This window comes from Micromonospora sp. DT46 (assembly GCF_049841735.1).
In the GTDB taxonomy this organism is placed as follows: Bacteria; Actinomycetota; Actinomycetes; order Mycobacteriales; family Micromonosporaceae; genus Micromonospora; species Micromonospora reichwaldensis.
On record NZ_JBNCKW010000002.1, the window covers coordinates 106080 to 120637 of the forward strand.

Consider the following 14558-nt stretch of genomic DNA (forward strand, 5'->3'; position numbering starts at 1 on the left):
TGCGGGCCCGTCACGTACGCCGGGAACGCCCGCGCCCGTCGTCAGCAACGGGTCGGCTGACCCCCGGCGCGCAGCGTCTCCAGCGCGGTCAGTGCCTCGTCCAGCGAGCCGACCTTCAGCAGCGGCAACCCGGGCTGCGGGTTGCGTACGGCCTCGGCGCAGTTCGCCGCCGGCACCAGGAACGCCACCGCGCCGGCCTCCTTCGCGCCCACCAACTTCTGGGCGATGCCACCGATCGGCCCGACCCGGCCGGCGTCGTCGATCGTGCCGGTGCCAGCGATGACCTTCCCGCCGGTCAGGTCCTCCGGGGTCAGCTTGTCCACGATGCCGAGGGCGAACATCAGGCCGGCACTCGGCCCGCCGATGTCCTCCAGGTCGATGCTCAGGGTGAACGGGTGCGGCTGCTGCTGCTCGATCTCCACCCCGATGCGGGGTCGCCCGTCCTGCTCCCGGCTGGTGACCGCCGCCGTCGCGGCGGCGCCCTCGCGGGTGTAGCCGATCCTCAGCGCGGTCCCGGCCGGCTTCGCCCTGATCAGGTCCGTGAGGCGCGTGGCCAACGGGACCGGTTCCCCGTCCACCGAGGTCAGCACGTCACCGGGCTTGAGTACGCCGGCCGCCGGACCGTCGGCGGCGACGGTCTTGACCACCACCTGCACCGGGAAGCCCAGCTCCCGCAGCGCCGCGGTCTCCGCGCTGGTCTGCGAGACCCGGAAGTCCTCCGCGTTGCGCTCCTCGACCTGCTTGCGGCTCTCCCCCGGCGGGTACACCAGCTCGCGGGGTACCACCGCCTCGTCGTCGGAGAACCAGCCCTGGATCGCCGAGCGCAGCTTGACCGAGGGCTGCACCCCGACCGTGGTCAGCCGGAGCTGGCCGGCGGAGGTGGACGTCTCCCGGCCGGTGACCTGGATGACCTCCTTGCCGTTCTCCTTGCCGAGCGTGTTGACCGTCGGCCCCGGGCCGAGCACCACGTACGGGATGGGCGCGCCGAGCACGCCGATGCTGAGCAGAGCGGTGAGCAGAGCACCGAGCAGGACGGTCACGCCGCGACGTCTCATGCGGCAGAGCGTACCGACCAGGATCGGGGCCTCCGGCGGGTGAATCGCGACTTCGCCCTCAGCGCAACGCCAGCGGCAGCTACCTGGGGCGCGGCGCGCGTACCGTAGACGTCGTGCCTGATATTCCGTTCGGTTTCGCGCTCCCGGGTGGGCAACCACCAGACCCCAACGATCCCGCGCAGATGCAGCAGTTCATGTCGCAGTTGCAGCACCTGCTCTCCGCGTCGGGCAGCGGGCCGGTCAACTGGGACCTGGCCCGGCAGGTGGCCGCCAGCCAACTCGCCGCCGCGGGCGACCCGGCGGTGTCGCCCTTCGAGCGCAACGCGGTGGAGGAGGCGTTGCGGCTCGCGGACCTGTGGCTGGAGCCGGCCTCCGCCCTGCCCTCGGGCATCCAGACCTCGCTGGCCTGGAACCGCAACGAGTGGATCTACAAGACGCTCGACGTCTGGCGCAAGCTCTGCGACCCGGTCGCCAGCCGGATGGTCGGCGCGATGGGCGACCTGGTGCCGCCGGAGGCGCGCGCCCAGCTCGGCCCGATGCAGTCGATGGTCGCCACCCTCGGTGGCGCGCTCTTCGGCGGCCAGCTCGGCCAGGCACTCGGCTCGCTCGCCGCGGAGGTGCTCTCCGCCGGCGACATCGGGCTGCCGCTCGGCCCGGCCGGCACGGCCGCGCTGATCCCGGCCAACATCCGGGCGTACGGCGAGGGCCTGGAGCTGCCCGAGGACGAGGTGCGCCTCTACGTCGCCCTGCGCGAGGCCGCCCACCAGCGGCTCTTCCAGCACGTGCCGTGGCTGCGCGGGCACGTGCTCAACGCCGTCGAGATGTACGCGGCCGGCATCCGGGTCAACCGGGAGGCGATCGAGGAGGCGATGGGCCGGGTCGACCCGACCGACCCGGAGTCGATGCAGGCGATCGCGCTGGAGGGCATCTTCACGCCGGAGGACAGCCCGGCGCAGAAGGCGTCGCTGGCCCGGCTCGAGACCGCCCTGGCCCTGGTCGAGGGCTGGGTGTGCCACGTGGTCGACAGCGCGGCGAGCGGCCGGCTGCCCAACGTGGTGAGCCTCGGCGAGGCGTTCCGCCGCCGCCGGGCCGCCGGTGGCCCAGCCGAGCAGACCTTCGCGGCGCTGGTCGGCCTGGAGCTGCGTCCGCGCCGGCTGCGCGAGGCGGCGGCGCTCTGGGCGGCACTGACCGAGCACCGGGGCATCGCCGGCCGGGACGCCCTGTGGGGCCACCCCGACCTGCTCCCCTCCGACGACGACTTCGCCGACCCCGTGGCCTTCGCGATGTCCGAGTGGGACCTCGGTGAGTTGGAGAGCTTCGACTTCAGCGCGCCGGGCGGCCCGGAGGAGAAGGCCCCGGGCGAGCCGGAGCAGCGGCGCCCGGACGACGACCCCGAGGGCGGCGACGCCAGCCGCCCCTGACCGCGGCGACGATGAGGGCCGCCCGACCCACCAGGGGTCGGGCGGCCCTCATCGCACGGTCGGGCGGCCCTCGCCGCGGTCAAGCAGCCCACGTTGCGCGGTCGGGCCACATCGCGGAGTCGGCCCACGTCGCACGGTCGGGCCACGTCGCGGAGTCGGCCCACGTCGCACGGTCGGGCCACGTCGCGAGGTCGGGCCACATCGCGAGGTCGGGCCACATCGCGAAGTTGGGCAGCCCGCGTCGCGGGGTCGGGCGGCTCACGTCGCACGGTCGGGTCGCGCCGCAAGGTCGGGCGGCCGCCCGTCTTCGCGCGCGGCGCTCGTCGCGGGGTCGGGCTGCCGTCGCGAGGTCAGGCTGCGTCGCGGGGTCGGGGGCCCGGCCGTGGTCCGGAGGGGGCCAGTGCGGGTCGCTTCCGGCCCGCGGTCGGCTCAGCGGGGCTGCGCGGTGCCGGAGAGCAGGGCGCGGGTGGTCTCCCACCCCTCCACGGCCGGGTCGAGGAACGCCAGGTCGCCCGGCCCACGCAGGCGCCGCCAGGCCGGGGTCACCGCCAGGTCGCCGGGTCGCGGCGCCGCCGCGCGCACGGCCGCGGGTCGCGCGGTGTCCAGGTCCAGCGCCGGCAGCCACGCCGGTACGGGCAGCCGGGTGGCCACGCCGAGCAGCCCCGGTCCACCGCCCTCGACCGGGGCGACCGCGACCGGCCGGGTGGTGAGTGGGCGCAGCAGCTTGCCGATAGTCAGGCCCGGCACGTCGGGCGCGTCGCCGGCGATCACGGCCACCTGGGCGTAGCCGGTGTCGGCGAGAGCGGCGAAGACGGCGTTCGGGGTCGCCTCGGGGACCTCGTACACGGTCGTGCCCGGCCAGACCACCGCGTCGGCCAACTCCCGGTCCGCCGGGGTGACGGCAACGGCCGTCTCCACCTCGTTGAGCGTGGCGAGCAGGTCGACCACGTCCTCGGCGAGCGCGGCCCGCCAGTCCACCGGGTCGGTGCCGGGCGGCGCCCAGGTCACCGGTCCGAGCAACGCCACCACCACACGTCGGGCCACCCCACGACCCTAGCCGGGCACGTCACGAGCCACGACCCACGGGCGCGGGAAGGCGGCGTCCACCCGCTCGGCGACGTCCGACATGAGCAGCCGGCTGCCCGAGTCGCGTCGAGATCTTGGCAGGAACGTGCCCCTGGAGGGGCCGTCGCGTACCAAGATCTCGCCGGCTCCGTCCGCCCCGAAGCGGGCGCGGCAGCGCGGACGAAGCCGGCGCGGCAGCGCGGACAGCGCGGATTAAACCGGCGCGGGCAGCAGGCGTTGGCGGAGGTCGGGACGGCGGGTGGCCGGCGGCGGCGCTGACGGGGTCAGTCGGTCAGCGGGGTGCCCGAGGCCGCCGCGACGCCCTCCAGGTAGCCGCGCGCCCGCTCGGACTTCGGGTAGCGCGCGACGAGCGCCCAGAACCGCGCGTTGTGACTGGGCACGATGAGGTGCGCGAGCTCGTGCAGGAGCACATAGTCGATCACCCAGTCCGGCAGCCCCTGGACGCGGTGCGAGATGCGGATCGTGCCGTCGTCCGGGGTGCAGGATCCCCACCGGCCGTTCTGGTTGGTGACCCAGCGGACGCTCGTCGGTACGGCCTGCGCGCCGTGTTCGGCGAGGTAGAGCTTGATAAGCCGGGTGGCCCGGGCGAGCAGCTCGGCGTCGGACCGGGCGAGGCGCCCCTCCCGGGCGGCGAGCCGGGCGAGCATCCGGTCGACCCACTCGCTCTCCTCGGCGCGGGAGAACTGGTCCGGGATGAGGACGACGACCCGTTCACCGTCGCGATACGCGGACACCGTGCGTCGCCGACGCTGGCTGCGCCGCACTTCGACGACCGGCTTCCGCGCCCCTGCCATCAGCGGGCCGCGCAGCCTCGGATTCCTGTCACGAAGGAAAGCTAATGCGTACTGACCAGGGGTCCGCAAGGGTCAACACCCCGACACCCGCCCGGAAAATGGTGATTGGTCGGCAGGAGTCCCAAAAAATCTTTTGCCGGGCCACGGTGAATCGTCGCCGTCACCCTTCGTGGCGGCCGTCCGCGGGTGCGGAGGTGTCGCACCGCTGGCCTCCGCCGGGGTGCGGCGGGCACACCCCCCACGTTAGGTGATCTCCGTGGCAGGCGCAGCTCGGGGTCCCCGCACGGGGCATCTGGCCGGGTTCGGTCGGCGTGTCCCCGCCAAACTGACTTATCCGACGTAATTCGCCATGCACACTCTCGACGTCGACTTGCTCACAGTGACGAAGCACAGCTGACATGGAACCGCCCACACCTGGGTAGGGTCCGCGGACCAGCGGTCACGAGCGTGGCCGTGGGAGAACGACCCAGCGCCGGTGCCCGAGTGGCCCGCCGCCGGGAACCCCCGCCGGGACGGCATCGGCCGGCGGACGAGACGAGGAGGGCACCGTGGCCGACCAGGCCCAGACCTACAACGGTTACTGCGTCAAGTGCAAGGAGAAGCGGGACTTCGAGGGCCGCGTCGAGGTCTCGAAGACCGGGATGAACATGGCCAAGGGCAAGTGTCCGGTATGCGGCACAACAGTGAACCGCATCCTGGGCAAGGCGAAGGTCTGACCCGTACGGATGCGTCGGAGGGGGCGGCCGTCGGCCGCCCCCTCCGGCATGACCGCGCCTCATCCGCCGGCGCACCCGGTCGCGCACTGTCGGCTCGCCGACATGGTTACCGGCGGGTTGTGGATATCCCGGCATTTCCTGTGGACAGCCCTGGACAGGGCACCGCGCACCTGTGGACAACGATCGACGGTGAGCACGGACACGGTCACGATCGGTGTCATGCGCCGAGCCACGCTGCCCCGTCCCGTCCTGCTGCCGGGCCTCACCAGACTCTGGCGGGACCGTCACACCCTCCAACTCGGCGTCGAGCCGGGCCGCGCCGTGCTGCTGGAGATCGCCGACCCCCGGGCCGCCCGCCTGCTCGACCTGCTCGACGGCACCCGTAGCGAACGGCTGGTCCTGGCGCACGCCGTCGCCGCCGAGGTGGCCCCCGACGAGGCCCGCGCCCTGCTCGACGCGCTGCGGGCCGCGGGCCTGGTCGTACCCGCGCACACCCTGCTGCCGAAGGACCTGGCCGGCCCGCCCCGGGCCCGGCTCACCGCCGAGGCGGAGGCGCTCGCCCTGGCCTCGGCGCGGCTGCCCGGAACGCCCGCCCAGGTGCTGCGCCGGCGGCTGGCCGCCCGGGTGGTGGTCAGCGGCACCGGCCGCCTCGGCGCCCCGGTCGCCCTGGCGCTGGCCCAGGCCGGGGTGGGGCACGTGCACCCGGACCTGGCCGGGCCGGTGCGGCCGGCGGACCTGGTCGGCACGGGCATCCCGGCCGCCGCGCTCGGCCGTCCGCTCGCCCGGGCGGTACGCGACGCCGTCGAGCGGGCCGCCCCCGGCACGGGCACGGGCCCGCTCCGGCGGGGCCGGGTCGACCTGGTCGTCCAGCTCGGTACGGACCGACCGGCCGCCCTGCTCGCCGCCGGTCACGCCCAGCGCCGCCAGCCGCACCTGCTGCTCGGCCTCCGGGAGGGCGTGCCCGTGGTCGGCCCGCTCGTCCGCCCGCCCGCCGGCCCCTGCCTGAACTGCCTCGACCTGCACCGGGCGGACCGGGACCCGGACTGGCCGGCGCTGGCCGCCCAGCTCGCCACGGGCGCGGGCGAGCAGGCGTGTGCCACCGCGACCCTCCTGGCGGCCGGGGCGTACGCGGCGGCCGAGGCGCTGGCGCAGCTCGACGGGGGCACCCCGGAGACCCTGGGCTGCGCGGTGGAGATCACCGGGGCGGGGCGGTTCCGCCGCCGGATGTGGCCGCCGCACCCCTCCTGCGGATGTTCGCGACGGCGCCGGTGACGCCCCCGAAGGCGGGGACGGGCACCCAGCCCGGCGGCAGAGCAGCCGCGGGCCCCCGGAGTCGGTAACAATGGCCGGGTGACCGACATCCCGCGCCGGGCCGTGTCCCGGACCGCCAAGCTCGCCGCTCTGCCGCTCGGCTTCGCCGGTCGGACCGTCCTCGGCATGGGTAAGCGCGTCACGGGGCTCGCCTCCGACGTGATCTCCGCGGAGATCCAGCAACGCACCGCCGAGCAGCTCTTCAGCGTGTTGGGGCAGCTCAAGGGCGGTGCGATGAAGTTCGGGCAGGCGCTGTCGGTCTTCGAGGCCGCCCTGCCCGAGGAGATCGCCGCCCCCTACCGGCAGGCGCTGACCAAGCTCCAGGAGGCGGCGCCGCCGCTGCCGGCGGCCAGCGTGCACAAGGTGCTCGCCGAGCAGCTCGGCCCGGACTGGCGGGACCGGTTCGTGGAGTTCGACGACACCCCCGCCGCCGCGGCCAGCATCGGCCAGGTGCACCGGGCGGTGTGGCGGGAACCGGGCTACGGGCCGTCCGGCGCGCCGCAGACCCGCGACGTGGCTGTCAAGATCCAGTATCCGGGCGCCGGCGACGCCCTGCTCGCCGACCTCAAGCAGCTCTCCCGCCTCGGTGGGATGTTCCGGGCGATCCAGCCCGGGCTCGACGTCAAGCCGCTCCTGGCGGAGCTGCGGGAACGGATCACCGAGGAACTCGACTACGAGCTGGAGGCCGAGTCGCAGCGCGCCTTCGCCGCCGCGTACGCGGACGATCCGGAGATCCACATCCCGGCGGTGGTCTCGGCGTCGCCCCGGGTCCTGGTCACCGAGTGGGTCGAGGGCACCCCACTGGCGGAGATCATCCGCGAGGGCACGGAGGAGCAGCGCGACGAGGCCGGCCGGCTGATGGCCATCCTGCACCTGTCCGCGCCGCAGCGGGCCGGGCTGTTGCACGCCGATCCGCACCCGGGCAACTTCCGGCTGTTGGCGGACGGTCGGCTCGGCGTGATCGACTTCGGCGCGGTGGCCCGGATGCCGGAGGGCACGCCCGAGCCGATCGGCCGCATCGCCGCGCTGGCGCTGCGGGGCGACGCCGACGAGGTGGTCGCGGGCCTGCGCTCGGAGGGCTTCATCGGTTCCACCGAGGAGATCGACGCCGAGGCGGTACTCGACTTCCTCCGTCCGATGCTGGAGCCCATCGCCGCCGAGGAGTTCCGGTTCACCCGGGCCTGGCTGCGCACGGAGGCGACCCGGTTGGCCAGCCCCCGCTCCCCCGCGTACCAGTTGAGCCGGCAGCTCAACCTGCCGCCGTCGTACCTGCTCATCCACCGGGTGACGCTCGGCTCGATCGGCGTGCTCTGCCAACTGGAGGCGAAGGCGCCCTACCGGGGCATCCTGGAGCGCTGGCTGCCCGGCTTCGCCCCGTCGGCCGGCCAGCCCTCGGCGGGCGGCTGAACGACGGCCGCGCAACCGGACGCGGCGCGCGGCGCGAAGAAGACGGCGCAGCGCGCGGAAGACGACACGGGGCGGGGGAACGCGACGAGGGGCGGGGGCCGGATTCCGGCCACCGCCCCTCGCCTATCGGTGGGGTACTAGAGAACGCCCAGGTCGCGCGCCGCTCGGTTGCGGCTGTTCATGGCGACGGTACGGGCGGAAAGGGTTGCCTCAGTGCTCGTGGTGGTACGACCGGCCTGAGGCCGGCGCATTCGAGCCCGGGACAACGCTTCGTGAAGTAGTTGCATCTCGGCGACTCCGTCAAGAACGTTCAGCATGGTGGTCAGCTCTCTCGTCGCCGGCGTGACACCGGCGTGGGTGGGTTGGATCGGGTGCATGTCAGGCCGCCAGCCGGACCGTGGTGCGCGACTCGGACAGCCCACTGGCCGCCAGTCGTGCCTCGGCCTCGACCCGGAGCGCCGCGTCGCGGGCGAGGTCCTCCTTGCGCGGACGGCCACGGGGCCGCTTGCGCGGGACGACCGCGCCACGCTCGAAGATCTCGCCGCCCCAGACGCCCCAGGGCTCGGCCCGCTCCACCGCCCCGGCCAGGCACTCGACGCGCAGCGGGCAGTCCCCGCAGAGCGACTTGGCCAGCTCGAGCTCGGCGGGCGAGTCGGAGAACCACAGGTCGGGGTCGAACTTCCGGCAGGGCAGGTTCGCCTCCACCTCGACGCTCACGTCGAGTGGGGCCAACGCCAGACTCATCGCCCGGTCACCTCTCTCTCACTTCGATCTCGTGGATCGCATTTCCGACGTACTTGGCGGGCAAAAAACTGAGGCCGCGGATCCCGGTAGCGGGTTCCGCGGCCTCGAGGTGAGCCGGTGTCTGAGAATCAGACCGGTCTACCTCGAGGTGGAACTCCGCGGGCGCCCATGTAACGCTTGACAGCATCGACGCCCTTGCCCGTGAAGCCACTGGTCCCCTGGTTTCCGTTTGGCGCGGTGGCGAGAATCAGCTCGGCCTGAGCCTCGACACGGTGCACCTGGGAAACCGACGGTCGCGCAGTGGCGAGGGCCACCCGGACAGCCGACAACGGAGCGACGACAGCGGGCAGCGCCGCCGGACGCTCGTTGATGTAGACGATCTCCATCGGGACCACCTCCTCTGACGTTCACTCGTGCCGATACGGTCTCTACCCCTCGTGAGCAGCCCGAATGGCGCCGCTCGCGAGGTGTGTCATGAGGCTATTCCTCGCCACGGGGCGAGGGCAAACGAATTTACGGCGAGATTTCGAAAGTTTTCTCCGGGCAGACGTCGTCGACCGCCGCGCCCGCCACCAGCGCCAGGACCGCCTCCCCGTAGAGGCCGAGTTTCCGGGGCCCGATGCCGGCGATGGCGATCAGTTCCTCCGCCCGGCCGGGGCGCCGCTCCGCGAGCGCGACCAGAGTGGCGTCGGTGAAGACCACATAGGCCGGTACCCGCTGCCCGCCGGCCACCCGCTGGCGCCACTCGTGCAGCCGTTCGTGCAGCTCCTCGTCGATGTCCGAGGGGCAGGTGGGGCAGCGGCCGAGCTTGCGGTCCGGCCCCGCGAGCAGGGTGGCGCCGCAGATCCGGCAGGAGACGATCTGGGTCCGGCGGCGCTCGGGCCGACGCGCCGCCGGAGCGGCCCCGGCCCGCTCCGTCCCGCCCGAGCGGTCGAGCTGCGGCAGGAACCGCGAGGGCCGCCGGGCCCGCCCGCCCGGCGAGCGGGCCGAGGCGTACGACAGCCAGAGCCACTCGCGCGCCCGGGTGACGCCGACGTAGAGCAACCGGCGTTCCTCCTCGACCTGTTCGACGGTCTTGGCGTACGTGGTGGGCAGGGTGCCCTCGGAGAGGCCGACCAGGAAGACCGCGTCCCACTCCAGGCCCTTGGCGGAGTGCAGCGAGGCCAGGGTCACCCCGTCGACCGTCGGCACGTGCTGTGCGGCGGCGCGACGGGCCAGCTCGTCGTTGAAGTCGGCCAGGGTGACGGGGCGCTCGACCGAGGCGGCGGGCCCGATCGGCACCACCTCCGGGGTGGCGGCGTACTCCTCGGCGAGTTGCACCAGCGCGGCGAGCGCCTCCCACCGCTCGCGGGCGGCGCCACCGGCCGGGGCGGCGTCGGGGGCCCAGCCGACCGCGGTGAGCGCCTCCACGACGGCGGCGGGCAGCGGGGTCTCCCCGGGGATCGACCGGGTGGCGGCCCGCAGGGCGACCATCGCCTGCCGCACCTCGGCCCGCTCGAAGAACCGCTCCGCCCCCTGCACCACGTACGGCACCTGCGCCTCGGTCAGCGCCTTCTCGTACGCCTCGGACTGCGCGTTGGTCCGGAACAGCACGGCGATCTCCTTCGCCGGGGTGCCGGCGTCGACCAGGGCGCGGCAGCGGGCGGCCACCGCGTTGGCCTCGGCCGGCTCGTCGGTGAAGATCCGCAGCTCCGGTTCGGGGCCGGGCGGGCGCTGGCCGACCAGCTCCAGGCGCAGCCGGGCCTCGGTGCCCCGCGCCTGGGAGATGACCGCGTTGGCCAGCCCGACGACCTGCGGGGTGGAGCGGTAGTCGCGGACCAGCCGGACCACCGTCGCGCCCCGGTACCGGCGCGGGAAGTCGACCAGGTACGACGAGGTGGCCCCGGTGAACGAGTAGATCGTCTGGCTGGCGTCGCCGACCACGGTCAGGTCGTCCCGCCCGCCCAGCCACGCCTGGAGCAGCCGCTGCTGGAGGGGGTTGACGTCCTGGTACTCGTCGACGACGAAGTGCCGGTACTGGGCGCGGACCTGCTCGGCGACGTCCCGGTGCTCCTCGATGCCCCAGACCGCGGCGCGCAGCATGTCCTCGAAGTCGATCACCCCGTTGGACCGCTTGAGCCGCTCGTACGCCGCGAAGACCTCGGCGACGCGGGCCGGCTCGTGCGGGGTGTCCCGCATCGCCTTCGCCGCCGCGACGACGTATTCCCCCGGTTCCACCAGCGACGACTTCGCCCACTCGATCTCGCCGGCGAGGTCCCGGGCGGCCGCCCGGTCAGTACGCAGGCCGGCCTTGGCCGCGGCGAGGGTGACCAGCCGGACCTTGCTGTCCAGCAGCTCGGGCATGGCCCGCCCCTGGAGCAGCCGGGGCGCGAAGTAGCGCACCTGGCGCAGCGCCGCCGCGTGGAAGGTGCGCGCCTGGACGCCACCCACCCCGAGCGCGGTGAGCCGGGCGCGCATCTCGGCGGCGGCGCGGGCCGTGAAGGTCACCGCGAGCACGTGCCGGGCGGAGATCTCCCCGGAGAGCGCCCGGTGGGCGATCCGGGAGGTGACCGCGCGGGTCTTGCCGGTGCCGGCGCCGGCCAGGATGCAGACGGGGCCGGCGGGGGCGGTCACCGCCGAGCGCTGCTCGGGGTCGAGCCCGGCGAGCACGCGTTCGGATGCTGAGTGAACCACCACAGCGAGGAATTGTCTCAGCTCCGCCAGACGTTGCAGCGGTTAGCCTGGGCTTGATCGGCAAGCCGCCACGCGGACCGTTGGAGGATCTGACCATGCTGACGATGTACTCGACCCCCTGGTGCGGCTACTGCCACCGGCTGAAGTCGCAGCTCGACCGGGAGGGCATCGGCTACGAGGTGGTCGACATCGAGCAGGACGCGAAGGCCGCGGAGTTCGTGATGAGCGTCAACGGCGGCAACCAGACCGTCCCGACGCTGCGTTTCGCCGACGGCAGCGCCCTGACCAACCCCTCGATCATCCAGGTCAAGCAGCACCTGGCCACGATCGACGCCTGACCGGACGTAGCACCGCCGACGAGCGGCCGCCCACCCGGGCGGCCGCTCGTCGCGTACCACGGGGGGTCCTGACGACGCGGCGGCTCAGCGCGCCGGGCCCGGTGGGGTCGTGCCGACCACCTCCTGGCTCGCGGCGGCCGGGCCGACGGCGGTGGACCCCTCGGCAGGCCGGCGGGGGGCGGGGATCCGGACGGGTGGCGGTGGGCTGAGCGTGCGGCCGTGCCAGAGGTAGCCGCCGGCGAGCAGGGTGGCCACCCCGATCAGGGCGAACAGGACGCGGTAGTCCAGCACCCCTACGAGCAGCGCCCCCGCGCCGATCGAGAGCGCCTGCGGGCCGCTGACCACGGCCTCCGAGGCCGCGGCGACCCGGCCGAGCAGCGCTTGCGGGGTACGCCGCTGGATCAGCGTGTGCAGCCCGACCATCGTCAGCGGCAGCGACACCCCGGCCAGCAGTACCGCGACGAAGCCGAGCCAGAGGTTCGGGTACACCAGCGCCAGCGAGGCCGGCCCGAAGAACGCCACCCCGGCGGCGAGCGTGCCCACCTCGCCGGCGCGGCGCACCACGGCCGGGGAGAGCAGCCCGCCGACCAGTCCGCCGATGCCCTGCACGGTGACCAGCACGCCGACGAACGCGGCGTCCCGGCGCAGCCCCTGGTCGACGTACGCGAAGATCAACGACTCGCTGAAGCCCATCGCCAGCGATCCCAGCCCGTAGCCGAGCAGCGCCCGGCGCAGCGCCGGCTCCCCGGCCAGGTGACGCAGCCCGGCGCTCACCTCGGCCGGCCAGCGCAGCCCGGGCCCGGTGGGCGGCGTCTCCGTCGTGCGGAGCAGGCCCACCACGACGGCCGCCGACAGGAAGCCGGCCATCCCGATCACGGCCAGCATCCAGCCGCCGACGGCGGCGTAGAGCCCGGCGCCGGCCAGCGGGCCGACCAGCCGCAGCCCCTGGCGTACGGTCTGGAGCACGCCGTTGGCCTCGGCCAGCAGTTCCACCGGCACGAGCTGGCGGATCAGGCCGCTGAGCACCGCGCTGAGGGTGATGTACGACAGGCCGTAGAGGGCCGCCACCACGTAGATGATCCACACGTCGGTCCGGTCCCGCACCACGAGGAGCGGGGTGAGCAGCACGGCCGTCACCAGGTTCGCCGCCACGAAGAACGGGCGCCGGGGGTAGCGGTCGACGATCCACCCCACCAGTGGGGCCAGGGTCATCGGGGCGATGACCGCGAAGATGGTGGCGCCGGCCAGCCCGTCCGACCCGGTCAGGTCCTTCACCCAGATGGCGAGGGCCAGCAACAGGATCGACTCGGCGGCCATGCTGGCGAGCAGGCCGCCGAAGAGCAGGCGGAAATCCGGGCGGCGCAGGACGGTGCGCATGGGGTCCCTCCGGCGGGGGTGGTGCGCGGCGTGGCGCGGTCTGGGGTGGCACGGTCGGGCCGACGGCGTCGTACCGGACGCCGTGCCCTTCCACGGTCCTCTTTTCTGCGAGACACGCCCCCACCGGGACCTCCGGCGGGAGGCGCGCCGTCCATACTGGCCGTGGGGGGCGAATTTCATACAGTTACCGTCGCGTCTGCGGCGGTCCACGGGAAAAGAGGACGTCGTGCCTCCTGCCTCACCCAGCCCGATCCTGCGCCGCCGCAGGTTGGGCACCGAGCTGCGCCGGCTGCGCGAGGCCGCGGGTCTCACGGGAGACCAGGTCATCGAGCGGATCGGCTGGGCGTCCGCGTCCAAGTTGTCCCGGCTGGAGAACGGCCGCAGCCGCCCGGACCCGGACGACGTCCGCGTGCTGCTGGATCTCTACGGCGCCGACGAGGCGCTGCGCCGGGAACTCCTCGGCATCACCGAGGAGGCCGGCGACATCCGCGGCTGGCTGCGCAACTACCCGGTGATGACCCAGCAGCAGCGCAGCTTCGCCGAGCTGGAGGCGGGCTGCGCGGAGATCTCGGAATACAACCCGGTCCTGGTGCCGGGCCTGCTCCAGACGCCGGACTACGCGTCGGTGCGGATCGCCTCGGCCCGGCAGGTCGACGAGGAGGCCGGCGACCCGGAGGCCGGTGAGGACATCGACACCGAGGTGCGGGCCCGGCTGGCCCGGCAGTCGCTGCTCACCCGCTCGACCGACGCGCCCCGCTACACGGCGGTGCTGGAGGAGGCGGCGCTCGGCGGCCGGACCGGGCCGCCGGAGGTGCTGCGCGCGCAGCTGGTGCAGCTCTGCGAACTGGCGATGCTGCCGAACGTCACACTGCACGTGCTGCCACGCGACACCCAGATCGGCGACTGGTATCTCCCGCCGACCGCGTTCTCGGTCTACCGGTTCGCGGATCCGCTCGATCCGGAGACGCTGGCCATCGAAGGGGGGTTCACCGACGTCATGTCGACCGAGGTAAACGCCCTAAATCGCTATAAAGTGGTGTTCGAGTGGCTATGCACGGCGGCGCTCTCCGAATCGGACACCCTCTCCTGGCTGATCGAGGCGACGGGGCGGCTGCCCGGCACGGCGACCGCGTCCACGGTGGCGTACGGGCCGGCAACGGCGCCGACCCAACGCCGCCGGCATTCCGGGCGCCTGACGGACCGGTGAGCACGGGGGCCCACCGTCGGGTCGTGCGGCGCCACTCGTTCCATCGGAGCAGTTCACCTCAGGAGTGGCACGATGAACGAGATCCGCAACACGCCGTCCGTACTCGCCCAGCTCGCCGACGCCCCGTGGCGTAAGAGCACGCGCAGCCAGACCTCGAACTGCGTCGAGGTCGCACCACTGAGGACCGGGCCGGTCGCGGTGGCCCTGCGCGACAGCAAGGACCAGGGCGGTCCGGTGCTGCTGTTCAACCGGGCCGGCTGGCTGGGCTTCATCGCCGGCGCGAAGAACGGACAGTTCGATCTGAACTGATCCGTCGACCGTCGCGGGGCCCCCCGCAGCGGGCCGGCGGCCCCGCCGCGGCTGCGCCCGGCCACCCCCCCCACCCGGCCTCCCCAGAAAAGAGGAGCCAACGGACCAAACCTCGCCGTT

Annotated in this window: 14 protein-coding genes; 7 read left to right on the top strand and 7 right to left on the bottom strand. The window is 73.8% G+C overall.

What is annotated here, in order from left to right:
- Positions 1-41: 41 nt before the first annotated feature.
- Positions 42-1055 carry a YlbL family protein gene (locus ACLQ20_RS04725; RefSeq protein ID WP_151456066.1) on the bottom strand — a complete coding sequence of 338 codons (1014 nt, stop codon included), beginning with the start codon at positions 1053-1055 and terminating at the stop codon, positions 42-44.
- Positions 1056-1168: 113 nt separating this feature from the next.
- Between ACLQ20_RS04725 and ACLQ20_RS04730 the strand changes: the two genes are divergently transcribed.
- Entirely contained in the window at positions 1169-2476 is a 1308-nt protein-coding gene (locus ACLQ20_RS04730) for a zinc-dependent metalloprotease (RefSeq protein WP_165947701.1), read from the top strand.
- A 429-nt stretch (positions 2477-2905) separates the two neighbouring features.
- On the opposite strand, the gene ACLQ20_RS04735 is transcribed toward ACLQ20_RS04730, so the two are convergent.
- Together ACLQ20_RS04735 and ACLQ20_RS04740 are read right to left on the bottom strand one after the other, a co-directional pair.
- Complete coding sequence (locus tag ACLQ20_RS04735; RefSeq protein ID WP_425854335.1) at positions 2906-3520, bottom strand: hypothetical protein; 615 nt, start codon at positions 3518-3520, stop codon at positions 2906-2908.
- Positions 3521-3825: 305 nt separating this feature from the next.
- The gene (locus ACLQ20_RS04740; protein WP_132231076.1) at positions 3826-4356 is read right to left on the bottom strand and encodes a M48 metallopeptidase family protein; all 531 of its coding nucleotides are present in this window, start codon (positions 4354-4356) and stop codon (positions 3826-3828) included.
- Positions 4357-4904: 548 nt separating this feature from the next.
- Here ACLQ20_RS04740 and ACLQ20_RS04745 point away from each other — a divergent pair.
- The 3 genes from ACLQ20_RS04745 (at position 4905) to ACLQ20_RS04755 (ending at position 7790) form a co-directional block, all read left to right on the top strand.
- Positions 4905-5072, top strand: a complete 168-nt coding sequence (locus ACLQ20_RS04745; protein ID WP_012014940.1) for a DUF5679 domain-containing protein — start codon at positions 4905-4907, stop codon at positions 5070-5072.
- 219 nt (positions 5073-5291) lie between these two features.
- Positions 5292-6344: a TOMM precursor leader peptide-binding protein gene (locus ACLQ20_RS04750; protein WP_151456068.1), complete on the top strand. Its 1053-nt coding sequence runs from the start codon at positions 5292-5294 to the stop codon at positions 6342-6344.
- A gap of 78 nt (positions 6345-6422) precedes the next feature.
- Positions 6423-7790: an ABC1 kinase family protein gene (locus ACLQ20_RS04755; RefSeq protein ID WP_151456064.1), complete on the top strand. Its 1368-nt coding sequence runs from the start codon at positions 6423-6425 to the stop codon at positions 7788-7790.
- 378 nt (positions 7791-8168) lie between these two features.
- Here the strand turns inward: ACLQ20_RS04755 and ACLQ20_RS04760 are convergent, their stop codons facing one another.
- The 3 genes from ACLQ20_RS04760 to ACLQ20_RS04770 all read right to left on the bottom strand — a co-directional run bounded on the left by ACLQ20_RS04760 (position 8169) and on the right by ACLQ20_RS04770 (position 11210).
- Positions 8169-8534, bottom strand: coding sequence for a WhiB family transcriptional regulator (locus ACLQ20_RS04760; protein ID WP_088998544.1), 366 nt, complete (start codon positions 8532-8534; stop codon positions 8169-8171).
- Between the two features lie 128 nt (positions 8535-8662).
- On the bottom strand, positions 8663-8920 hold the full coding sequence (locus ACLQ20_RS04765) for a hypothetical protein (protein WP_327029511.1): 258 nt from the start codon (positions 8918-8920) through the stop codon (positions 8663-8665).
- A gap of 127 nt (positions 8921-9047) precedes the next feature.
- Complete coding sequence (locus tag ACLQ20_RS04770) at positions 9048-11210, bottom strand: ATP-dependent DNA helicase UvrD2 (protein ID WP_151456062.1); 2163 nt, start codon at positions 11208-11210, stop codon at positions 9048-9050.
- A gap of 92 nt (positions 11211-11302) precedes the next feature.
- Between ACLQ20_RS04770 and ACLQ20_RS04775 the strand changes: the two genes are divergently transcribed.
- Positions 11303-11545 carry a mycoredoxin gene (locus tag ACLQ20_RS04775; protein ID WP_151456061.1) on the top strand — a complete coding sequence of 81 codons (243 nt, stop codon included), beginning with the start codon at positions 11303-11305 and terminating at the stop codon, positions 11543-11545.
- A gap of 84 nt (positions 11546-11629) precedes the next feature.
- Here the strand turns inward: ACLQ20_RS04775 and ACLQ20_RS04780 are convergent, their stop codons facing one another.
- Positions 11630-12922, bottom strand: a complete 1293-nt coding sequence (locus ACLQ20_RS04780) for an MFS transporter (protein WP_425854338.1) — start codon at positions 12920-12922, stop codon at positions 11630-11632.
- Between the two features lie 226 nt (positions 12923-13148).
- Between ACLQ20_RS04780 and ACLQ20_RS04785 the strand changes: the two genes are divergently transcribed.
- Both ACLQ20_RS04785 and ACLQ20_RS04790 read left to right on the top strand, forming a co-directional pair.
- On the top strand, positions 13149-14129 hold the full coding sequence (locus tag ACLQ20_RS04785) for a helix-turn-helix domain-containing protein (RefSeq protein ID WP_327029513.1): 981 nt from the start codon (positions 13149-13151) through the stop codon (positions 14127-14129).
- Between the two features lie 72 nt (positions 14130-14201).
- A complete protein-coding gene (locus ACLQ20_RS04790; RefSeq protein WP_132231069.1) occupies positions 14202-14438 on the top strand; it encodes a DUF397 domain-containing protein in 237 nt (78 codons plus the stop codon).
- The last annotated feature ends 120 nt before the right edge of the window (positions 14439-14558 follow it).